At 62.4% G+C, this 22,115-nt stretch carries 17 protein-coding genes; 11 read left to right on the top strand and 6 right to left on the bottom strand.

Translation table 11 applies throughout. The features are described from left to right. Positions 1-8: 8 nt before the first annotated feature. Together mfd and NKI66_RS08735 are read left to right on the top strand one after the other, a co-directional pair. Positions 9-3,506, top strand: coding sequence for a transcription-repair coupling factor (gene mfd / locus NKI66_RS08740; RefSeq protein WP_352751459.1), 3,498 nt, complete (start codon positions 9-11; stop codon positions 3,504-3,506). A 134-nt stretch (positions 3,507-3,640) separates the two neighbouring features. Continuing rightward, positions 3,641-5,014: a class II 3-deoxy-7-phosphoheptulonate synthase gene (locus NKI66_RS08735; protein WP_013531905.1), complete on the top strand. Its 1,374-nt coding sequence runs from the start codon at positions 3,641-3,643 to the stop codon at positions 5,012-5,014. A 104-nt stretch (positions 5,015-5,118) separates the two neighbouring features. Here NKI66_RS08735 and NKI66_RS08730 read toward each other — a convergent pair whose 3' ends face one another. Further along, positions 5,119-6,192 carry a diguanylate cyclase domain-containing protein gene (locus tag NKI66_RS08730; protein WP_023810558.1) on the bottom strand — a complete coding sequence of 358 codons (1,074 nt, stop codon included), beginning with the start codon at positions 6,190-6,192 and terminating at the stop codon, positions 5,119-5,121. 408 nt (positions 6,193-6,600) lie between these two features. Here NKI66_RS08730 and NKI66_RS08725 point away from each other — a divergent pair, with 408 nt between their 5' ends. The 3 genes from NKI66_RS08725 to NKI66_RS08715 all read left to right on the top strand — a co-directional run bounded on the left by NKI66_RS08725 (position 6,601) and on the right by NKI66_RS08715 (position 8,086). Further along, positions 6,601-7,017, top strand: coding sequence for a GFA family protein (locus NKI66_RS08725; protein WP_352751457.1), 417 nt, complete (start codon positions 6,601-6,603; stop codon positions 7,015-7,017). A gap of 81 nt (positions 7,018-7,098) precedes the next feature. Next, a complete protein-coding gene (locus NKI66_RS08720; protein ID WP_023810560.1) occupies positions 7,099-7,458 on the top strand; it encodes a diacylglycerol kinase in 360 nt (119 codons plus the stop codon). Positions 7,459-7,498: 40 nt separating this feature from the next. After that, entirely contained in the window at positions 7,499-8,086 is a 588-nt protein-coding gene (locus NKI66_RS08715) for a hemerythrin domain-containing protein (RefSeq protein WP_352751455.1), read from the top strand. Positions 8,087-8,089: 3 nt separating this feature from the next. Here NKI66_RS08715 and NKI66_RS08710 read toward each other — a convergent pair whose 3' ends face one another. Together NKI66_RS08710 and NKI66_RS08705 are read right to left on the bottom strand one after the other, a co-directional pair. Next, entirely contained in the window at positions 8,090-8,677 is a 588-nt protein-coding gene (locus NKI66_RS08710) for a DedA family protein (protein ID WP_352751453.1), read from the bottom strand. Beyond that, the gene (locus NKI66_RS08705; protein WP_352751451.1) at positions 8,674-9,237 is read right to left on the bottom strand and encodes a DUF1003 domain-containing protein; all 564 of its coding nucleotides are present in this window, start codon (positions 9,235-9,237) and stop codon (positions 8,674-8,676) included. Before NKI66_RS08705 ends, NKI66_RS08710 begins: the two co-directional genes overlap by 4 nt. A 92-nt stretch (positions 9,238-9,329) precedes the next feature. On the opposite strand from NKI66_RS08705, the gene NKI66_RS08700 reads away from it, so the two are divergent. The 6 genes from NKI66_RS08700 to gltX all read left to right on the top strand — a co-directional run bounded on the left by NKI66_RS08700 (position 9,330) and on the right by gltX (position 17,512). After that, positions 9,330-10,046, top strand: a complete 717-nt coding sequence (locus NKI66_RS08700) for a DNA-3-methyladenine glycosylase I (RefSeq protein WP_352751449.1) — start codon at positions 9,330-9,332, stop codon at positions 10,044-10,046. A 129-nt stretch (positions 10,047-10,175) separates the two neighbouring features. Beyond that, entirely contained in the window at positions 10,176-11,882 is a 1,707-nt protein-coding gene (locus tag NKI66_RS08695; RefSeq protein ID WP_352751448.1) for an NAD+ synthase, read from the top strand. A gap of 37 nt (positions 11,883-11,919) precedes the next feature. Next, positions 11,920-12,330 carry a GNAT family N-acetyltransferase gene (locus NKI66_RS08690; RefSeq protein WP_352751446.1) on the top strand — a complete coding sequence of 137 codons (411 nt, stop codon included), beginning with the start codon at positions 11,920-11,922 and terminating at the stop codon, positions 12,328-12,330. Positions 12,331-12,710: 380 nt separating this feature from the next. After that, the gene (locus NKI66_RS08685; protein ID WP_352751444.1) at positions 12,711-14,516 is read left to right on the top strand and encodes an ABC transporter ATP-binding protein; all 1,806 of its coding nucleotides are present in this window, start codon (positions 12,711-12,713) and stop codon (positions 14,514-14,516) included. A 230-nt stretch (positions 14,517-14,746) separates the two neighbouring features. Beyond that, complete coding sequence (locus NKI66_RS08680; RefSeq protein WP_352751442.1) at positions 14,747-15,952, top strand: hypothetical protein; 1,206 nt, start codon at positions 14,747-14,749, stop codon at positions 15,950-15,952. Between the two features lie 186 nt (positions 15,953-16,138). After that, on the top strand, positions 16,139-17,512 hold the full coding sequence (gene gltX, locus NKI66_RS08675) for a glutamate--tRNA ligase (RefSeq protein WP_352751440.1): 1,374 nt from the start codon (positions 16,139-16,141) through the stop codon (positions 17,510-17,512). On the opposite strand, the gene NKI66_RS08670 is transcribed toward gltX, so the two are convergent. The 3 genes from NKI66_RS08670 to NKI66_RS08660 form a co-directional block, all read right to left on the bottom strand. After that, positions 17,430-18,644, bottom strand: coding sequence for a DUF2865 domain-containing protein (locus tag NKI66_RS08670; protein ID WP_352751438.1), 1,215 nt, complete (start codon positions 18,642-18,644; stop codon positions 17,430-17,432). The genes gltX and NKI66_RS08670 overlap by 83 nt on opposite strands. A gap of 90 nt (positions 18,645-18,734) precedes the next feature. Beyond that, a complete protein-coding gene (locus NKI66_RS08665; protein ID WP_352552978.1) occupies positions 18,735-21,059 on the bottom strand; it encodes an NADP-dependent malic enzyme in 2,325 nt (774 codons plus the stop codon). Positions 21,060-21,236: 177 nt separating this feature from the next. After that, positions 21,237-22,016, bottom strand: a complete 780-nt coding sequence (locus NKI66_RS08660) for an SDR family oxidoreductase (RefSeq protein WP_352751436.1) — start codon at positions 22,014-22,016, stop codon at positions 21,237-21,239. Between the last annotated feature and the right edge of the window lie 99 nt (positions 22,017-22,115).

Here is a 22,115-nt window from a genome sequence, read left to right as displayed (position 1 = left end):
GTGATTTCATGAGCCTCATTCCCACCATCGGTCTGCCGAAAGGCCGCGCCGGCCAGTTCATCGTCGACGGCGTCGCCGACGGCTACGAAGCCTTTGCGCTGGTGCAGGCGGCACTCGAGATCGCGCCCGACAAGCCGGTTCTGTTCGTCGCACGCGACGGTCAGCGCCTGCCGGCGATCATCGAGGCGCTGTCTTTCGCGGCCCCCGGCCTGCCGGTGCTGGAACTGCCGGCCTGGGATTGCTTGCCCTACGACCGCGTCTCGCCCGGCTCGGATGCGGCCGCCAAGCGCCTCGATGCACTGACCGCCATGATCGCGCTGGCGAAGAAGCCGCACCGCGCCGTCATCCTCACCACCGCCAACGCGCTGCTGCAGCGCATTCCGCCGGCGGATCTCGTCGAGGCACAGACCTTCCACGCCAGGCCCGGCAACCAGATCGACATGAACGTACTGGTGTCGCGACTGGAAACGTCCGGTTTCGAGCGCGTGCCGACCGTGCGCGGTATCGGTGAATTCGCGGTGCGGGGCGGCATTCTCGACCTGTTCGCCCCCGGCTGGACCGAAGCGCTCAGGCTCGATTTCTTCGGCGACACGCTGGAATCGATCCGTGTCTTCGATGCCGCCACGCAGCGCACCACCGGTCAACGCAAGTCGATGGCGCTGCAGGCGATGAGCGAGGTGGCGCTGACGGCGGAAACCATCAGCCGTTTCCGCCGCTCCTATATCGAAGCCTTTGGCGCTCCACAGCGCGATGACGGGCTCTATGCAGCAGTCAGCGAAGGCAGGCGGTTTGCCGGCATGGAACACTGGCTGCCGTTTTTCTATGAGCGGCTGGAGACGGTGTTCGACTATCTGCCTGACACGCCTGTCATCTTCGACCATCTGGCGCATGAGGCGCTGGCCGAGCGCCACACGCTGATCCTCGACCATTACGAGGCGCGCAAGAAGCAGGCGGACGGTGCCTTGAAGGACGCCGTGCCCTACAAGCCGGTCGCACCGGACCTGCTCTATCTCTCCCCGGAAAACCTGATTGCCTCGCTAGGGCCGCGTGAAGCGATCGACTTCACGCCGTTTGACGCGCCTGACGCCGGCGCGAAAAAGGTTTTTCATGCCGGTTCGCGCCTTGGCCGCAGCTTTGTCGAGGAACGCGCCGATCCGAACGCCAACGTGTTCGATGTCGTCGTCAAACACATCGCTGACGAGCGCGCAGCGCGCCGCCGCATTGTCATTGCCGGCTGGACCGAAGGCTCGCTCGACCGGCTTGGCCAGATCCTTGCCGAACACCATCTCGGCAACCTCAAGCAGGTGGCGACGCTGGCGGAAGCCGAAAAGCTCGAACCGGGTCAGGCGGCCTTGGCCGTGCTGCCGCTCGAATCCGGCTTCGAGACCGAAAAACTGGTCGTCGTCGCCGAACAGGACATTTTGGGCGACCGGCTGATCCGGCGCTCGAAACGCAAGAAGCGTCCCTCGGATTTCATTGCCGAGGCCTCGGCGCTGTCGGCCGGCGACATTGTCGTCCACGCCGACCACGGCATTGGCCGCTTCATAGGCCTGCGCACCATCGAAGCGGTCGGCGCACCGCATGACTGCCTGGAAATCCACTATGCCGGCGACGACCGGCTGTTCCTGCCGGTGGAAAACATCGAACTCCTGTCGCGCTACGGTTCTGATACGGCCGAGGCGACGCTGGACAAGCTTGGCGGCGGCGCCTGGCAATCGCGCAAGGCGCGGCTGAAGAAACGTCTGCTCGACATGGCCGGTCAATTGATCCGCATCGCCGCCGAGCGGCAGATGCGCTCCGCACCGCCACTGGTGCCGGCAGAAGGCCTCTATGGCGAGTTCGCCGCGCGGTTCCCCTATGAGGAAACCGACGACCAGCAGACAGCGATCGACTCGGTACGGGACGACCTTGGCGCCGGCAAGCCGATGGACCGGCTGATTTGCGGCGATGTCGGCTTCGGCAAGACCGAAGTGGCGCTGCGCGCCGCCTTCATCGCGGCGATGGAAGGCTTTCAGGTGGCGGTTGTGGTGCCGACGACATTGTTGTCGCGCCAGCATTTCAAGACCTTTTCGCAGCGTTTCTCCGGCCTGCCGATCCGTGTCGGCCAGGCGTCGCGGCTAGTCGGCGCCAAGGAACTGGCCGAGACCAAGAAAGGTATCGCCGAGGGCCAGGTCGACATCGTCATCGGTACGCATGCGCTGCTCGGTTCCGCAATCTCGTTCAAGAACCTTGGCCTGCTGATCATCGACGAAGAGCAGCATTTTGGCGTCAAGCACAAGGAGCGGCTGAAGGATTTGAAGACCGACGTGCACGTGCTGACGCTGTCGGCGACGCCGATCCCGCGCACGCTGCAACTGGCGTTGACCGGGGTGCGCGAACTGTCGCTGATCGCCACGCCGCCGGTCGACCGCATGGCGGTGCGCACCTTCATCTCGCCCTTCGATCCGCTGGTCATCCGCGAGACGCTGCTGCGCGAGCGCTATCGTGGCGGCCATTCCTTCTATGTGGTGCCGCGCATCAGCGATCTCTCGGAAATCCATGATTTCCTGAAGGAATACGTGCCGGAGTTGAAGGTGGCGGTGGCCCATGGCCAGATGCCGCCGGGCGAACTCGACGACATCATGAATGCCTTCTACGACGGCCAGTACGATGTGCTGTTGTCCACGACCATCGTCGAATCCGGCCTCGACATCCCGACCGCCAACACGCTGATCATCCATCGCGCCGACATGTTCGGCCTGTCGCAGCTTTACCAGTTGCGCGGCCGCGTCGGCCGCTCGAAGGTGCGCGCCTATGCGCTGTTCACGCTGCCGGCCAACCGCAAGCTGACCGACACCGCGGAGCGGAGGCTGAAGGTGCTGCAATCGCTCGATACTCTGGGCGCCGGCTTCCAGCTCGCCAGCCACGATCTCGATATCAGGGGCGCCGGCAATCTTCTCGGCGAAGAGCAGTCCGGCCACATCAAGGAGGTCGGCTTCGAGCTCTACCAGCAGATGCTGGAAGAGGCTGTCGCCGAGGTGAAGGATTCCGGCGAGGTCCAGGATGGCGGCTGGTCGCCGCAGATTGCCGTCGGCACGGCGGTGATGATCCCGGAAAGCTATGTTCCGGACCTGCAGCTTCGGCTGGCGCTTTATCGCCGTCTCGGCGATCTCGAGAACACCGAGGAAATCGACGCTTTCGGCGCCGAGCTGATCGACCGCTTCGGCCCGCTGCCGGAAGAGGTCAAGCATCTGCTCAAGATCGTCTTCATCAAGGCGCTCTGCCGCAAAGCCAATGTCGAGAAGCTCGACGCCGGGCCGAAGGGCGTCGTCATTCATTTCCGCAAGCGCGAATTCTCCAACCCGGTTGGGCTCGTCCGGTTCATCGGCGAGCAGGGCTCGCTGGCCAAGATCCGGCCGGACCACAGCGTCGTCTTCGTACGCGATTGGCCAACCCCCGAGAAGCGATTGGCGGGCTCGGCGGTGGTCATGACGCAGTTGGCGCGGCTGGTGGAGAAGGCGGCATAGCCCGCCCGGACCATTCGCCAGCGCTTGAATTCCGGTCTAGAATAGGAAATCGGCTTCGTGTATGGAGCCGCGATCCCCAAATGGGGGCGGGAATGGCGGAGTATAGGCCGCTGGAAAGAGCGTTGGGTGCAGCGATGACGAAATGGTCGCCGAATTCGTGGAGAGCAAAGCCGATCAAGCAGGTCCCTGCCTATCCGGACCTTGCCGCGCTGAAGAACACGGAGGCCCAGCTCGCAACCTTTCCGCCGCTGGTTTTTGCCGGTGAGGCGCGCAAGCTGAAGAAGCAGCTCGCTTCTGTCGCCGCCGGTGACGCATTCCTCCTGCAGGGCGGCGATTGCGCCGAGAGCTTCGCCGAGCATGGCGCGGACAACATCCGCGACTTCTTCCGCGTCTTCCTGCAGATGTCCGTGGTGCTCACCTTCGCCGGCGCGCAGCCGGTGGTGAAGGTCGGCCGCGTTGCCGGCCAGTTCGCCAAGCCGCGATCGTCCGACAACGAAACCAAGGGTGAGGTGACGCTGCCCAGCTATCGCGGCGATATCATCAACGGCATCGAATTCGACCCCAAGTCGCGCATTCCGGACCCCGCTCGCCAGGAGATGGCGTATCGCCAGTCGGCGGCGACGCTCAACCTTTTGCGCGCCTTCGCGCAAGGCGGCTATGCCAGCCTGGAGAATGTGCACCGCTGGATGCTCGGCTTCGTGTCCGACAGTCCGCAGGGCGAGAAATACGAGTCTCTTGCCAACCGCATCACCGAGACGATGGACTTCATGAAGGCCGTCGGCATCACCTCGGAAACCAACTACGCGCTGCGCGAGACCGATTTCTACACCAGCCACGAGGCGCTGCTGCTCGGCTATGAGGAGGCACTGACGCGTGTCGATTCGACCTCCGGCGACTGGTACGCCACCTCGGGTCACATGATCTGGATCGGAGACCGCACCCGCCAGCCCGACCATGCGCATGTCGAATATTGCCGTGGCATCAAGAACCCGCTCGGCCTGAAATGCGGTCCGTCGCTGACGCCGGACGGCTTGCTGGAGCTGATCGACCTGCTCAATCCCGAGAACGAGCCCGGCCGGCTGACGCTGATCGCCCGCTTCGGTTCCGACAAGGTCGCCGACCATCTGCCGAAGCTGGTGCGCGCGGTGCAGAAGGAAGGCCGCTCCGTGGTGTGGTCGTCGGATCCGATGCACGGCAACACGATCGAGGCCGCCGGCTACAAGACGCGGCCGTTCGACCGCATTCTGAAGGAGGTGCAGACCTTCTTCGAGGTGCACCGCGCCGAAGGCACGCATCCGGGCGGCATCCATGTCGAGATGACCGGCAAGAACGTCACCGAATGCACCGGTGGCGCGCGCGCCATCACCGCCGAGGAGTTGCAGGACCGCTACCACACCCATTGCGATCCGCGTCTTAACGCCGACCAGGCGATCGAACTGGCGTTCCTGGTCTCGGATCTGTTGAAGAAGAGCCACCCGGTGCAGCACAAGCAGGTTGCCAACGGCTGATTTTCGCGCAGTCCGAATAAGATCCACGAAAGGGCGTCCGAGAAATCGGGCGCCTTTTATGTCTGCGCTAGTCCAGTGTTCCCGGCACCAGCGGGCAGGGACTGTCAGTCCTTCTTGTAGAGCAGCCAGCTCTTGCCGGCCCGGGGGCCTGCCATCGTCGAGTGCCTGGTGACGCGGTTGCGGCCGCTGACCTTCGAGCGATAGAGCGCCCGGTCGGCCTTGGTGTAGAGATCTTCGGGTCCTTCGGCTTCGGACGCCATGCAGATACCCATCGAGACGGTAACGGTGCCGTAATTCGTACCGGTCTGGCTGCTGGTGAACGGCGTCTGCGCGATCAGGGCACGAATACGCTCCGCGACGTCATAGGTGGCGTCCTCGCTGGCGCCCTCGATGATCAGCGCGAACTCCTCGCCGCCGGTGCGGGCGACGAACATGTCGCCGCGAATGCTGGTCTGGAAAATATCGGCGATGCTCTGGATGATCTTGTCGCCGACCGGGTGGCCATAGCGGTCGTTGATATCCTTGAAGCGGTCGATGTCGACAAGAACCAGGGCGTTGAACAGGATACCCCTGTTGCTGTTGTAGATCCTGGTGATCTCCTTGTCGAAGGCGCGCCGATTCCAGATATGGGTCAACGGATCGGTGTCGGCCAGCCGCTTATACTCCTCAAGCTTCGACTTGACGCTCTCGAGTTCGGCCGTCTTGTCGCTGAGCGTCGAGGCCACCTGCCGGCCGTGATCGATCGTCGAATTGGTGGCAACCGCCATGGCGTTGGCGATCTTCTGCAGGAGATCCTGAGAGAGAAGGCTGCGGCCGCTGAGGCCGCTCGATGTCTCATCGAGGATCCTGCCGTATTTCTCGATGTGGCTGCGCTCGCTCCGCAGCAACGAAGCAACCTCCTCGAGCTCCCTGGCGATGACGTCTCTGGCATGCTCGACGATGCCCGGACCATGGTTGTGGGCAAAGAAAGTGCGCCCGATCTGGTCCAGTTCATCTTGTGTCGGCCGGCTGCTCAGCGAAACGACGGCGAGGCTGAGTTCGCGATTGGTGCCGCTCAGCGCCTCGTAGAAAATCTCGTAGTTGCGCGGCAGGCTGAGCACGCCCAGCTGGCGCATTGTGGCAACGACACTGGCCGCGATGTCGGTGCTTCGTTCGGTCGGAAGAGCTGCCGGCTGCATTTTTGATTCTTCCCCTCGGATTCCGCTGTAGAATTCGCGGGTTCCCTTTGTCGCCGACCTGGGGAATGCGACCGACTCCAGAACAACTTGCAAAGGGATGCGTCCCCACCCACGACCTTCGCTTGCCATGACCATAAATGCGCCAGCGCTAAAGTTTCCTTAATTTGCCGAGATTCCACAGTTTTTCTCTACCTGCGGCTGTAAAAGCTTAAATTTGCGCACCCAATAATCGAAAACGACGCCAGTTTGGTGGCTTTGAATCCGAAATTCGCGCATCGCGCTCTTGAAAATGAAACCGAATTTCGGATTCACCACGCCAGTACATGTCGCATTTGCTTGCGTGTGGTCGTCGCAAAGCTGGAATCCTGACGACGATGCTGAGGCAGAGTTTTCCTCGAGGAGGTCGAAATGAGCGACAATCACACGGGATCGTGTCTGTGCGGAGCCGTCCGCTTCAGAACGAACGGGGCGCTGCGTGGCGTCGTCTATTGCCATTGCTCGCAATGCCGCAAGCAGAGCGGACATTTCTATGCCGCGACCAATGTTGCCAACGCCGACATTGTGATCGAGGGCACGGAAAGTATCACCTGGTACGAAGCCTCTACCTTCGCCAGGCGTGGGTTCTGCAAGGCATGCGGATCGGTGCTGTTCTGGAAGCCGCGAGACCAGGACTACGTTTCAGTCATGGCGGGATCGTTCGACAAGCCGACAGGCCTTGACGGGGAATGCCATATCTTCGTCGGTGACAAGGGCGACTATTATTCGATCGACGACGGGCTGCCACAGTTTGAAAAGTCGACACCGTCCATACCAGTTGCTGAATGAATCTTGGACAAGTCACCTTATTCCATTGATCTGCCCAGCCATTGCATTATCCCGTGCCGGTGATTCGCAAAGGGGTTTGGCATGCAGCGGCTGATCGATGCTTATTTCAATTCGGTGCGGGCGTTTCGCAAGCTGGCCACCAGCGAGAAGGCTTTCCAGCAGGAGCTGATGCTGCTGGCGCTTGCCTTGCCGCTCGGCTGGTTCGTTTCGATCTCGTGGCGCGGCTATGCCTTGCTGATTGGCGCCGTGCTGCTCTTGATCATGGTCGAAGTGCTTAACACCGGCATCGAGGCGGCATGCGACGCTTTCAGCCGCGAGTTCAATGTCGATATCCAGTTGGCCAAGGATTGCGGTTCGCTGGCGGTGCTGATTTCGGTGCTCATCGTCGCCGGCGTCTGGGGCATCGCCATTATCGAGCGGATCACTGGGCTACCGATCTAGCCTTTCGATGCCTATATGCCAGTCACCAAAGGAGACTGTCATGGCCGGGGCCGCCAATTTTCTGCTTCTCGACCGCGTGGGCCTGCCAGACGATCTGCGCTGGCTGGCCGAGAAATATCCGCGTGAAAACTGGCAGGACCATGCCAACATCCACGGCATCGCCAATATGTGGCTGCAGCGGCACGACATGTTCCGCGAACTTGGCGGCATGCTGGCCAACGGCATTGAAGACTTCCGTGAGGGACGGCTGACGGCGCCTGATTTCGCGCGCTGGTTCGCGCCCCGCCTCAATCATTTTCTAGGCAACCTCGACGGTCACCACAACGTCGAGGATTATCAATATTTTCCGCTCTTCGCCAAGGCCGAGCCCCGTTTGAAGCACGGTTTCGAGATACTCGATGCCGACCATCACACCATCCATGAAGGGCTGGAGCGCAATGCCGAGGCGGCCAACGCGTTCATCAAGACGCTTCAGGAGAGCGAAGACAGACAGCGCTTCGCCGCCGACGCCTATGCCGACGAAAACAGCCGGCTGATCGCCATGCTGACAAGGCATCTTGCCGACGAGGAAGACCTGATCATCCCGCTTATCCTCGATCGGGGGGATCAGGCGCTCGGCGTGGATTGACGATCAGCCCTCCTTGGCGCGTTCCTTCCTGGCGATGTGACGGGCGACGACCCATGCCAGAACGGCCACGGTCAGGCCGATGCCAAGCCCGATCAGCAACCGTTCGTGATGCATCAACGCCTGGCCGATGACGCGCTCGGCGCCAAGTCCAAAGATATAACCGATCGTGCCGAACAGTACCGCCCAGACCGCCGATGAAAGCGCGTTGAGGATGACGAAGCGCGGCGCGGCAATGTTGGAAAGCCCGGCTGCAATGCCGCCGACGAGGCGCATGCCGTAGATATAGCGGTTGGACAGCACGAAAATGTCGGGATGGGTGTTGAGCAGCCGAAAGGCGCGGCGGAAGCCGGGCCGTTTGCGCAATCTGACGACATAGGGATGGTCGGCGAAGCTTCGTCCGAGGATGAAGAAGAAAGTATCGCCGACGAAGGCGCCGAGCGCGGCCGCAAGAACCGCGTGCCACAGGACGAAGACCTGCTGGTGGGCGAAGAAGCCGCCAAGGATGGCGGCACTTTCGCCCTCCGCGACGCAACCGATAAAGACCGCGAGCAGCCCGTATTGTTCGATGAAATGATGGATCGCGCCGGTCATGAAGCCGACTGCTGCGAAGACAGCCTTTCGTCGATCCGCTTGACCATTTCGGTCAGTTGCACGATCTCGTCGCGCATACCGAGAATCTGGCCGTGGCGCAGTTCATCCAGCTTTTCATGCAGCGCCATGATCTCGATCTCGGCTTTCAGGTTGACCTCGTAATCGTGGGCGGCGTCGATGCGGTCGCGTTCGGTCTGGCGGTTCTGCGCCATCATGATCACCGGCGCCTGCAAGGCGGCGACCATCGACAGAACGAGATTGAGGAAGATGAACGGGTAGGGATCGAAGGCGTCACGCGACAGCAGCCAGACATTGCCTGATGTCCACAGGATCAGAAAGGCGATGAAGGTCAGGATGAAGGACCATGACCCACCGATGCGGGCGATCATGTCGGCGAGCCGGTCGCCGAAGGTCTGGTGGAAGGCGACGGCCTTGTTGGTGTCGCGCGAGATGGTGGTCCGTTCGAGCGTCGATTGCAGCACCCGGCTTTCGAGCTGGCTGAGGCCGTCCGGCCGCCGCTTGAGCCAGCGGTTCGCCAGGTCGTCGATCGTCTTGTTCATGGCCATCTCCAGGGTCTTTGGCTTGCCGTAAGAGGTAGAGGCTGCCGGCTCACACGGGAAGTGTTAGATTGATTCCAGTTGCCGAGGGACCAATGGCCGATTTCAGGAAAATTCGCGCACGCGCCGCAAAACGCAAGGGCGGCGAAGAGGAACTTACGTCGCTGCTGGGTCCGGCGCCTGACAATGCCGCCGTGGCTGACATCGCCGATGACCGCATTCTCTCTGTTATGGCCGAACGCGTCTTCGCCGCTGGTTTCGTCTGGCGCGTCATCGAGCAGAAATGGCCGGGCTTCGAGGAGGCGTTTCTGCGCTTCGAGCCGAAGCGGCTGTTGTTCCAGCCCGATGATTTCTGGCACGATCTGACGGCCGACCAGCGCATCGTGCGCAACCCGCAGAAGATCAGATCCGTGCGCGACAACGCTGCCTTCGTCGAGCGCGTGTCGAAGGAATATGGCGGTTTCGGCCAATTCCTCGCCAACTGGCCGGCTGACGACCAGGTCGGGCTGATGGCCTGGCTCGGCAAGCATGGCAGCCGGCTGGGCGGCAATACGGGCCAGTATTTCCTGCGCTGGCTGGGTTGGGATGCGTTCGTCATCTCGGGCGATATGGCCGCGGCGTTGCGCGACGCCGGCCTCGACATCGCAGAAAGCCCGACTTCGAAGAAGGACATGGACAAGATCCAGAGGCAAATCAACCAATGGGCAGCGGAGACGCATCTGCCGCGCCGGCATATTTCACGCATCCTGGCGATGTCGATCGGCGAGAACCATTCGCCGAAAGCGCTGCGCGAATATATGGGCGACGACTGATACCTAGTCGTCTCGCCACGATTGAAGCACGTCGATCGGTCCGTACACGATTGACGTATGTCAATCGGTCCGAATTGGTCCAAACGAACGCCATTGCCCGGGCAATTTTGCCGCGCTAAGTCAGCAGGCATGACCAAGAAGCTCGACATCCTGCGCATCGCCGTCGCCCAGCTCAATCCGACTGTCGGCGATATATCAGGCAATCTCGCCAAGGCCCGCGAGGCGAGGGCGGATGCCGCACGTCAAGGCGCCGATCTCGTGCTCTATACCGAGCTTTTCCTCGCCGGCTACCCGCCGGAGGATCTGGTGCTGAAGCCGGCCTTTTTGAAAGCCTGCGAAAAGGCGGCACAGGATTTTGCCGCCGACACCGCGGATGGAGGTCCCGGCGTCATCATCGGCACGCCGTTGAAGCGCAAGAGCGGCACGCACAATTCGATCGTCTTCGCCGATGGCGGCAAGATCATCGCCGAGCGTTACAAGCTCGATCTGCCGAACTACGGCGAGTTCGACGAGAAGCGCGTGTTCCAGGCCGGACCCGAGATCCAGGGGCCGGTCAATTTCCGCGGCGTGCGCATCGGAGTTCCGATCTGCGAGGACATCTGGGGCGATGTCGATATCTGCGAGTCGCTGGCCGAAAGCGGGGCGGAAATCCTGCTGGTGCCGAACGGCTCGCCCTATTATCGCGCCAAGATCGATGTCCGCCACCAGGTCGTCATCCGCCAGGTCATCGAATGCGGGCTGCCGATGATCTATGCCAACCAGCTTGGCGGCCAGGACGAGCTGATCTTCGACGGCGCGTCGTTTGCCATTGGCGCCGACAAGACGCTTGCCTTCCAGATGAGCCAGTTCGAGGAAGCGGTCGACATCACCACCTGGAAGCGGACCCGCGACGCCGCAGGCGCGCAAAATGGAAATTCCGAAGGCTGGGTCTGTTCCGAAGGGCCGATGTCGAAAATCCCGGACCGGGAGGAGGCCGATTATCGCGCCTGCATGCTAGGCCTGCGCGACTACGTCAACAAGAACGGCTTCAAGAATGTGGTGCTTGGTCTGTCCGGCGGCATCGATTCGGCGATCTGCGCGGCGCTCGCCGTCGATGCGCTCGGCGAGGAACGCCTGCGCGCCGTCATGATGCCCTATCGTTATACCTCGAAAGACTCGCTGAAGGATGCCGAGGATTGCGCCCGGGCGCTCGGCTGCCGCTACGACATCGTGCCGATCTTCGAGCCGGTCGAAGGGTTCCTGCACGCGCTGACGCAGATGTTCGAAGGCACCAAGGAAGGCATCACCGAGGAGAATCTGCAGAGCCGCGCGCGCGGCACCATCCTGATGGCGATCTCCAACAAGTTCGGCTCGATGGTCGTCACCACGGGCAACAAGAGCGAGATGTCGGTTGGCTACGCCACGCTCTATGGCGACATGAATGGCGGCTTCAATCCGATCAAGGATCTTTACAAGATGCAGGTCTACGCGCTGTCGCGCTGGCGCAACAGCCACGTGCCGCCGGGCGCGCTTGGTCCCTCGGGCGAGGTGATCCCGAAAAACATCATCGACAAGGCGCCATCGGCGGAATTGCGCGAGAACCAGACCGACCAGGATTCGCTGCCGCCCTATCCGGTGCTGGACGATATTCTCGAATGCCTGGTTGAGAACGAGATGGGCGTCGACGACATCGTCGCGCGCGGCCATGACCGGGCGACGGTGACGCGCATCGAGCACCTGCTCTACATCGCAGAATACAAGCGAAGGCAGGCGGCGCCGGGCGTGAAGATCACCAAAAAGAATTTTGGCCGCGACCGCCGCTATCCCATCACCAATCGTTTCAGGGATCGCAGCTAAGTACCGAAAGCGCGCGGCGGTGCGGCCGGAGACAGCCATGCCCGATTGTGAAATCAGCTTCGACATATCACGGATCGATTTCCGTGCGACATCGGACCTGTTGATGGCAAGCTATTGGGGCGCCGGACGCACTGATGAAGTCCATCGCCGCGCCTTTGCCAATTCACTGTGCGTCGGTGCCTATGTCGATGGCAAGCAAGTCGGCTTCGGGCGCGCGATCACCGACCGCACGGTATTCGCCTATCTCGCCGATATCATCGTCTGGCCGGAGAACCGCGGGCAGGGCATAGGCAGCCGGCTCGTCCAGGCCCTGATCGACCATCCGGAGGTCAGGACCGTTTTCCATTGGAGCCTGTCGACCAGCGATGCCCATGGCATGTATGAAAAGCTCGGGTTCAAGCCATCAACCGATGGCCGCTACATGCGCTTCGATCGCGTTCCTGAATGAGGCGCGGCTTGCCCGCCATTGTTGCAAAATAATCGCAGTGGTTGGACCAGATACGCTTTTGGCGTCAGCCCGTCTTGGCGATGCATCGAAGCGTCTCTATAAGGACCCCTCCGCAATTGTCTTGCGGGAGGTCCGAATGGCAGTATTTCACATGGAAGTGCGAGGCCGCGAAGCCTAGGTCTCATCCGGCGCTCCGCGAAGGTTTCCCCTTCGTGCTGATGCCGGATCGAGCACAGGCTTATGCCGATGCCGATCGCCGCCCGATTATGGGCGATACGCCAAATATGCCGCTCCGCTTCCGGGCAATCACTTGGCCCCTTGCGCGGCTTCTTCAATTTTCGACCTACTGGGATCGGGCTCGTTTGTGCCCGAATGACATCATGGCTCGTTTCAAGATCGATTTGCGCGCGAGCGCCTTTCGCAGCGTTCTTGGCTTCACGCTCACCCATTGGCGGCGCCAGCCCTGGCGGCTCTCGCTCATCATGGGCAGCTTCCTGCTGTCGACGCTGGCCGATGTGCTGACGCCGCTCTACTCCGGCCGGCTGGTGGACGCCGTCGCCAGCAGCGCCGGCGCCGACGCGATTGCCTGGAATGCCGCGATGACGGCGTTCTCGATGCTGATGGCGTTGGCGTTGGCCGGCGTCGTGTTGCGCAATCTTGCGTTCATGGGGATCGTCGAGTTGACGTTGAAGATGATGGCCGACATCGCCGCCGATGCTTTCCATCGCGTCCAGCGCTTTTCCACCGACTGGCATGCCAACAGCTTTGCCGGTTCGACCGTTCGCAAGGTGACGCGCGGCATGTGGGCGCTCGACCTGCTCAACGATACCATCCTCATCGCGCTGCTGCCGTCGGTCGTCATGCTGGTCGGCTCGACGTTGCTGCTCGGCTGGTTCTGGCCGTTGATGGGTGCGGTCGTTGCTGCCGGTTCGGTGCTGTTCATCACGGTGACGGCGCTGCTGTCGCTTGGCTATGTCGCGCCGGCGGCAAGGCTCGCCAACACCTGGGATACCCGCCTCGGCGGCTCGCTGGCCGACGCGGTCAGCTGCAACGCCGTCGTCAAGGGCTTTGGCGCCGAGGAGCGCGAAGAACGCCGCCTCGCCAAGGTCGTCGCCAAATGGCGTGCGCGCACACGGCGCACCTGGGTGCGCGGTACCATCAACGGCACCACGCAAGGCGTGCTGCTGCTGGTCATGCGCGCCGCGGTGATCGGCCTGGCGCTGATGCTGTGGTCGTGGGGGCAGGCGAGCGCCGGCGACGTTGCCTTCGTGCTGACCTCGCTTTTCGTGCTGCAGGGCTATCTCAGGGATATCGGCACGCATATCCGCAATCTGCAGCGCTCCATCAACGATATGGAAGAGCTGGTCGATTTCCAGTCCGAACCGCTCGGCATCGAGGACCGGCCAGGTGCCGAGCCGATCCGGATCACCGAAGGACGGATCAGCTTTGACAACGTCACCTTTCACTATGGCCATCACCGATCGGCGCTTTACCGCGACTTTTCGGTCGATATCGCGCCGGGTGAGCGCGTCGGGCTGGTCGGCCATTCGGGGTCGGGCAAGACCACCTTCGTCAAGCTTATCCAGCGGCTCTATGACGTGAATGCGGGGCAAATCCTGGTCGACGGCCAGGACGTCTCGCAGGTGGCGCAAGCCTCGTTGCGCGGGCAGATCGCCATCGTTCAGCAGGAGCCGATCCTGTTCCACCGGTCGCTGGCCGAAAACATCGCCTATGCCAGGCCGAGTGCGACGCAGGAGGAGATCGAGCATGCCGCGAAGCTGGCGAGTGCGCATGACTTCATCACCAACCTGCCGAAGGGCTACGGCACGCTGGTCGGCGAGCGCGGCGTGAAACTGTCGGGCGGCGAGCGTCAGCGCGTGGCGATCGCGCGCGCCTTTCTTGCCGATGCTCGCATCCTGATCCTCGACGAGGCGACATCGAGCCTCGATTCGGAATCGGAGGTTCTGATTCAGCAGGCGATGGAGCGGCTGATGGTCGGCCGCACGACGCTGGTCATCGCGCACCGGCTTTCGACGGTGCGGGCGCTGGACCGGCTGCTGGTCTTCGATCGCGGCAACATCGTCGAGGAAGGCTCGCATGACGAACTGATCCGGCTGAAAGGCGGCATCTACCGTCGCCTGTTCGAACGCCAGGCGTTGGAACTGACCAAGGGACTTGTGAGCTGACCTGAGGCGGCCTCCAGCTTCGGCCGGAGGCCGCCTCTGTCCGGCACGGTCAGCCTAGCGGGCTGGAGCAGGCATGCGATCGCAGGGCCGCGGCCAACCCGCGGATCAGCGCCGTGATGCTGGCCGACTTGATTTGCCTGTGAAGTCCTGTCCGGATAGTAAGTCTTGAGACCTCTGTTCATCATACTGACCGAGATACGTTGTTTCTACCATTGGTTGATATATATCCGATGGAGAGCAACCTACGGACGTTCTTCACGATGCATCTTTCTGCGAATGCCGAGGAAAAGTTGGCTGCGCCGTCAGTGCTGGAATCTCAGCATGGCTCGGTTCGTCCGCTCGCTGCCGAAGATCTCGAGCGCGTCGCCGCACTCTTCCTGACGAAGTTTCGCCGCCGCCGCCGCCACCTCCTCGATCGCGCGATCGCGGAGACGGCCGCGTATATGAGAGAGATTTATCTCGACCCTGCCGGCCACTCCGGGGAAAGCAACGCTCTTGTCCAGATCAACCGGCACGGTCGTCTGGGTGGGTTCCTCGGCGTTCTGAAAGCCCGCTACGAGCTCAATGGAGCGGCATTGAATGCGGCGATCATCGGGCCGCTCATGGCCGACCCCGGCACCGATGACGGCTCGGCCGGACCCCAATTGCTGCGTGCCTTGCATCAAGGCGAATTCGATCTGCAACTGACCGATTCGGCCAACCGGACATCCTTGGCCTTCGCGCGTCCGATGAAGTATCAACTCCTGCCGGTGCATTGTCTGGGATGGACATATGTTTTCCGGCCGGCGGCGATGGCCGCCTCCGCACTGCACCGTAAATGGCCTGGCCTGCCTCGCCTTGTACTCGATCCATGCGCGAGAGCATTCGATGCTCTCGCGAAGAAAAGGTTCGAGCCCCCCGTCCTCCATTCATCGTCACATCGCACCCACCGTGAGCCGATCGATGCCGTGCAATTTGCCGAGAAGCTGCCGACTCTCCTGTCTGGTTACGCTCTTCGGCCGAGTTGGAAGGATGGGGAACTGCCACGACTGCTTGCGCTGGCGGCCGAGAAGCGGGCCGACGGCCCCCTTCATTTCGGTGGGATCTACGACGAAACGGGCAAAATGCTCGGTTGTTATGCCTTCTACGGTCAAGCCGGCGACATGGCGAACCTGTTGCAAATCCAGGCATTCGGATCGCACTGGGGCGCGACACTGGATGCGCTTGTCGCCGCCGCATGGGAGATGGGCTGCGTCGGCATCACCGGACAGACGCAAACCAAATTCATCCCCCAACTCTTTGGCTACAAGAATGTCTTCTTCCGCTATGCCGGGGGAACGATGGTGCGCTCGCGGATCGCCGAGGTCACGGAAGCGGTCCGCTCCGGCGACATTTTTATCGGTGGATTGGTGGGCGACCGCTGGACCCGCCTCAGTTCCGATGATTTCGGCCGCTGATCGCCTTCAACCGGTCGTCGGCCCTAGCGGCTGGCTACGCTTGGGTCACAAAGGCCGCCTCCGGACTGCGCGCCTCCTGAGGCGTCCACCGCCCGGTCTTTTCATTCCAGCCGCCATGTTCTATGTCTGCCGGGCAACGCGGGGGCGCGTCTTGTCAACCACAAAAGCATCCGGTACGCCCCGTTCATGACAGTTACCGTTCGTTTCGCCCCGTCGCCGACCGGCCGCATTCATATCGGCAATGCGCGCACGGCCCTGTTCAACTGGCTGTTCGCCATGAACAACAAAGGCCGATTCATCCAGCGCTTCGACGACACCGACATTGCGCGCTCGAAGCAGGAGTTTTCCGACGCCATCCTCTATGACCTGCATTGGCTGGGCATTTTTCCCGACGCCACCGAGTACCAGTCGCGGCGCTTCGAAGTCTATGACGCGGCGGTCGAGAGGCTGAAGACGGCAGGCGTTCTCTATGCCTGCTATGAAACGCCGGAGGAACTCGATCTCAGGCGCAAGGTGCGCCGCACGCGCGGCCTGCCGCCGGTCTATGGCCGCGAGGCGCTGACCCTGACGCACGAGCAGATCGCCGAGTACCAGGCCGATGGCCGCCAGCCGCACTGGCGGTTTCTCCTCCCCAATTTCTCAGGCGATCCACAACAGCCGGAACGCACCGAAATCCACTGGAACGACCTGGTGCGCGGCGAGGAAACCGTCGATCTGGCCTCGCTTTCCGATCCGGTCCTGATACGCGAGGACGGCACCTATCTCTACACGCTGCCTTCTGTCGTCGACGACATCGAGATGGGCGTCAGCCATATCATCCGGGGCGACGACCACGTCACCAACACCGGCGTGCAGATCGCCCTGTTCCAGGCGCTGGCTGCCGAGCCGCCAGTGTTCGGCCACCATAATCTCCTGACCACCGCATCGGGCGAGGGCTTGTCTAAGCGCACCGGCGCGCTCTCCATCGAGAGCCTGCGCGAGGACGGCATCGAGCCGATGGCCGTCGCATCATTGGCCGTTCTGGTAGGCACTTCGGAGAATGTCGCAGCGATGCCGACGATGGGCGAACTCGCCGAACGCTTCGATCCGGCGGCGACATCGAAATCCGCGGCCAAGTTCGATCCGGACGAGCTGTTCGTACTCAACCGGTCGCTGCTGCACCACATGCCGTTCGCCGAGGCACAAGACCGTCTGATCGTGCTCGGCGTCTCCGGCGAGCAGGCCGAACCGTTCTGGCTGGCGGTGCGCGGCAATCTCGACAGGCTGGCCGATGCGGTCAATTGGTGGCGCATCCTGCGCGAAGGGCCTCAGGAGACGCCGGAATTTTCCGATGAGGACCGCGACTTTCTTCGACAGGCGTTCGACCTGTTGCCGGAGGAACCCTGGACCGCGACGATCTGGAAGGACTGGACGGGCAAGATCAGGGAAGCGACCGGCCGCAAGGGCAAGGCGTTGTTCATGCCGCTCAGAACAGCCCTTACCGGACTGCCTTCGGGGCCGGAGCTTGCAGATCTATTGCCGCTGATGGGTCGGGAAGGAACGTTGGCCCGACGACCCTGACCTTCCGCTGTTCCGGCGGCAAGGCTGATATCGGCGACGTCACCGGCTTGGCGGAAACCCGCTTGATCGTCTCGCGGTCGAGCCCGCCTTCCTGATTGGCCAGCGTTTCGGGATCGGCACCTGGATCCGGTTTGGAGATCGGCACCGGAATGAACGGTGCGGAGTCCGTCTCGGGTTGCAACTGTTCCGGATTCGGCGGGTTGCCGGCGATGATCTGAAAACCCTGCGCGGCGGCGTTGCAGCCGCAAGCCGGCGGCCGCGACATATCGGGCTGCTTGTAGAGATAGGCGGTCGGCAATTCACTGTAGGGCCGGCCGGTGATAGATGACGTCATCGAGGCCGAATCGTCGCCCATGCCGCGCGAGTAGAAAACCTGCATTTCGGTGCCGGGGCAGCTCGATTCGCAATTCTTCTGGTCACGTTCGAAATCGCCAGCCGAGGCTGAGTTCGACATCGGGAAGAAGTAGCCGTCGCAGGTGCGCACACAGGAGGTGTGGAACTCACCGCCGACGCTCGGAAAATCGGGTATGCCGGGCTGGTTGAGCACCCGGCGGACATTGCGCTCCTCGCCTGGATCGTCGGGCGGGCTAGGCTCATCAAGCATATCGAGTTGCTGGCTGTTGCCGCCAAAAAGCTGATTGAACAGGTTTGCGCTGCCGCCGTCGCGGTTGGCTTCCTGCAAAGGCGTCCGCCGAGGCGCTACGATGTCGTCGCGGCAGCCATTGGCGTCAAGCGCCGCCAGGATGCGTCCGCGGTCGCGGCGAGAGCCGCCGCCGGCCAGCCGCTCGCGCTTGTTCTGCAAGGCGTCGAGATTGGCATTCATGCGGTCGATCGTGGCGTTGAGTCCGGCGCATTGATTGAGGTTGCGGCCAAACAGCGAAAAACCGCACCCGGCCCGGCTCGCCTGGCTGCGAGCCTTCAAAATCTGTTCATGCTGCCTGGCAATTACGGAATCGTATTTCCGGATCAGCGCCGGACCGCCACCGCCGCCGCGCGAGGACGCGGCAAGATCGGCTTCCAGCTGGCGGCAGACCCGCGAAGCAGCCTGTGGCTCGGCCACCCCCCAGGTTGCAGACAACAGGAGGCCAAGCAGCACGGCAGCATGCGCCTGCTTCCACCCTCCGCTTGCCATCCGCCCAAACTCCGCCTGCCAAATCCCGACTGTTAGCCCCGCAAGGCTACCGTGTTCGCGGTTAACTGCAGTTTACCGCGAAATCCGTGTTCAGCCCAGATTGACGACCGCCTGTGCCTTGTGGGCGGCTTCGACCACGGCAAGCGCCGTCATGTTGACGACGCCGCGCGAGGTGACGGACGGCGTCAATATATGCGCCGGCATGTCGGTGCCGAGCAGGATCGGCCCGACGTGTAGCGCATCCGTCATGGTTCTGAGCGCCGTCAGCGTGATGTTGGCCGAATCGAGGTTGGGGAACACCAGCAAATTGGCTTCGCCCTTCAGCCTCGAATGGGGATACACGCGCTGGCGCAGGTGCTCCGACAGAGCAGTGTCCGCATGCATCTCGCCATCGCATTCAAGGTCAGGCGCGATGCGCGCCAGGATCGCCGCTGCTTGCCGCATCTTCAGGGCACTGGGCGAATCGCGCGAGCCGAAATCGGAATGCGACAAGAGCGCTGCCTTAGGCTCGATGCCGAAGCGCTGGATTTCTTCCGCCGCCAGCACGGTCATTTCGGCGATTTCTTCCGCCGTCGGGTCGACGGAGACGTGGGTGTCGGTCAGGAAGATGATGCCGCGCTGCGAGATCAGCATGGAAAGCGTCGACAGGTCGTGGTCCTTGATGCCGGCGCGGGGGCCGATGATCAAGGTGACGTTGCGCAGATGCCGCTCGAAGCGGCCTTCGAGGCCGCAGACCATGGCATCGGCATCGCCGCGCTTCAGCGCAAGCGCTGCGATTACCGTGTTGTCGGTGCGCACCATGGTGCGCGCGGCCTCCGTCGTCACGCCACGCCGGCCGGCGAGTTCGATCAAAAGGTCGACATAATGGCGGTAGCGCGGATCGTCTTCCGGGTTGATCAGGCCGAAATCGACACCGGGCTTGATGCGCAAGCCGTAGCGCTTCAGGCGCACCTCGATGACGTGCGGGCGGCCGATCAGGATCGGCTCGGCGATGCCTTCCTCGAGCACCACCTGGGCGGCGCGCAACACGCGCTCATCCTCGCCGTCGGCATAGATGACGCGCTTGGCGCTCGATGCCTTGGCGGAGGAGAACACCGGCTTCATCACCAGGCCGGAGCGGAAGACGAAGCGGTTCAGCTTGTCGATATAGGCGGCGAAGTCGGTGATCGGCCGCGTCGCGACACCGGTGTCGCAGGCTGCCTTGGCGACCGCGGGCGCTATGCGCAGGATCAGGCGCGGATCGAAGGGCGAAGGGATCAGGAATTCAGGGCCGAAGATCGGCGTCTCGCCGGAATAGGCGCGTGCCGCGACATCGGATGGCTCTTCGCGTGCTAGCGCTGCGATCGCCCGCACCGCCGCCATCTTCATCTCCTCGTTGATAGCGCTGGCACCACAGTCGAGCGCGCCGCGAAATATGTAAGGAAAACAAAGTACGTTGTTGACCTGATTAGGAAAATCAGACCTGCCTGTGCAGATCATCGCATCGGGACGCGCCGCACGCGCCGTTTCCGGCATGATCTCGGGATTGGGGTTGGCCAGCGCCAGGATCAGCGGTTTTGGCGCCATGTGCTCAAGCAGTTCCGGCTTCAGCACGCCTGCCGCCGACAAGCCGAGGAAGACATCGGCGCCCGATATGACGTCGGCCAGCGTGCGCGCCTCGGTGTCCTTTACATAAGGGTCTTTCCAGCGATCCATCTCATCAGTGCGGCCCTTGTAGGCAACGCCGAAACGGTCGGTGACCCAGATGTTTTCGACTTTGGCGCCGAGCGAGACCAGCAGGTTGAGACAGGCAAGGGCGGCAGCCCCGGCGCCGGAGGTGACGATCTTGATGTCCGATATGGTTTTTCCGGCGAATTCCAGCCCGTTGAGCACGGCGGCGGCGACAATGATGGCGGTGCCGTGCTGGTCGTCGTGAAAGACCGGTATGGCCATGCGGGCCTTCAACTGCTCCTCGACCTCGAAACATTCCGGCGCCTTGATGTCCTCGAGGTTGATGCCGCCGAAGGTCGGCTCCAGGGCCGAGATCGTCTCGACCATGCGCTCGATGCCGGGCGCGTCGATCTCGATGTCGAAGACGTCGATGCCGGCGAATTTCTTGAACAGGACGGCCTTGCCTTCCATGACCGGTTTGGAGGCCAGCGGGCCGATATTGCCGAGGCCGAGAACGGCCGATCCGTTGGTGACGACGCCGACAAGATTGGCGCGCGCGGTATAGTCGGCGGCGGTCGCCGGATCGTCGCGGATTTCCAGGCACGGGGCGGCGACGCCAGGCGAATAGGCGAGCGCCAGGTCGCGCTGATTGCCGAGCGGCTTGGTCGCCTGGATCTCGAGTTTTCCCGGCCTTGGGTGCTTGTGGAAGTAGAGGGCGGCTTCGTCGAGGTCCGAACGTGCCGTCTTTTTGCTCTCGCCTTCCATGCGGCCGCTCCCTCGAAATCTGGCTGGAGATTCCCTTTTAGCATGCAGCCGTGGTTTTTCGCGACGCTAATTGACGCGCCGAGAGCTTTACCCGGTGGCGCGTCGAAAGCCACAATTAATCAGATGCTTATCTTGATTTTCTGACAGACCATTCCTGCAGTTTCACGGACAAGTTGATCAGAAGGCGCTGACGTAGAGACCACCATCGACCGGTATGTTCTGCCCGGTCAGATAGCCGGCATGGACCGAGCACAGGAAGGCGCAGATCTGGCCGAATTCCTCCGGCGTACCGAGCCGCTTGGCCGGAACGTCGGCGCTGATGCGGGTCTTGCGCGCGGCTGCGGCCTCAGGGCTTTCGACACTGCCGGCCTCGTGCGGCCCGCGCAGCCGGTCGGTGTCGAGCTTACCCGGCAAAAGACTGTTGATGGTCACGTTGCGGTCGATCACCGTTCTGGCCACGCCGGCAAGAAACGAGGTCAGGCCGGCGCGCGCGCCGGACGAGAGATCAAGGCCGGGAATGGGCACATAGACCGACAACGAGGTGATGTTGACGATGCGGCCGAAGCCGCGCGCCGCCATGCCGTCGAGGACGGCCTGGACCAGCTCGATCGGCGTCACCATGTTCTGGGTGACGCCTTCGAGGATCTTTTCGCGATCAAGCGTGCGGAAGTCGCGAAGCGGCGGCCCGCCATTGTTGTTTACGAGGATATCTGGCTCGGGACAGGCCGCGAGCAGCGCCTTCTGCACCTCGGGCTTGGAGACGTCGCCGACGACTTCCGTCACCGACACGCCGTAACGCTCGCGCAGCTCCGCGGCGGTCTTGGCCACCAGTTCGGCGTTGCGGCCATTGACGACGATGTCGCAACCGGCCTCGGCCAGCGCCATGGCGCAGCCTTTTCCGAGCCCCTTGCTCGAAGCGCAGACGATGGCCTTCTTTCCGCGGATACCAAGATCCATGACGATTTCTCCTGTGATTTGGCCGGCAGGCTAGTCCTTCGGCTGGACCAATCGCAACCGTCATACGGTTGTTGCATGAATCGGGGCATAGGCTCGCGA

This window comes from Mesorhizobium sp. M0518 (genome assembly GCF_040321125.1).
Taxonomy (GTDB): domain Bacteria; phylum Pseudomonadota; class Alphaproteobacteria; order Rhizobiales; family Rhizobiaceae; genus Mesorhizobium.
Note: the sequence above shows the minus strand (reverse complement) of the source record. Positions and strands in the feature narration are given on the sequence as shown.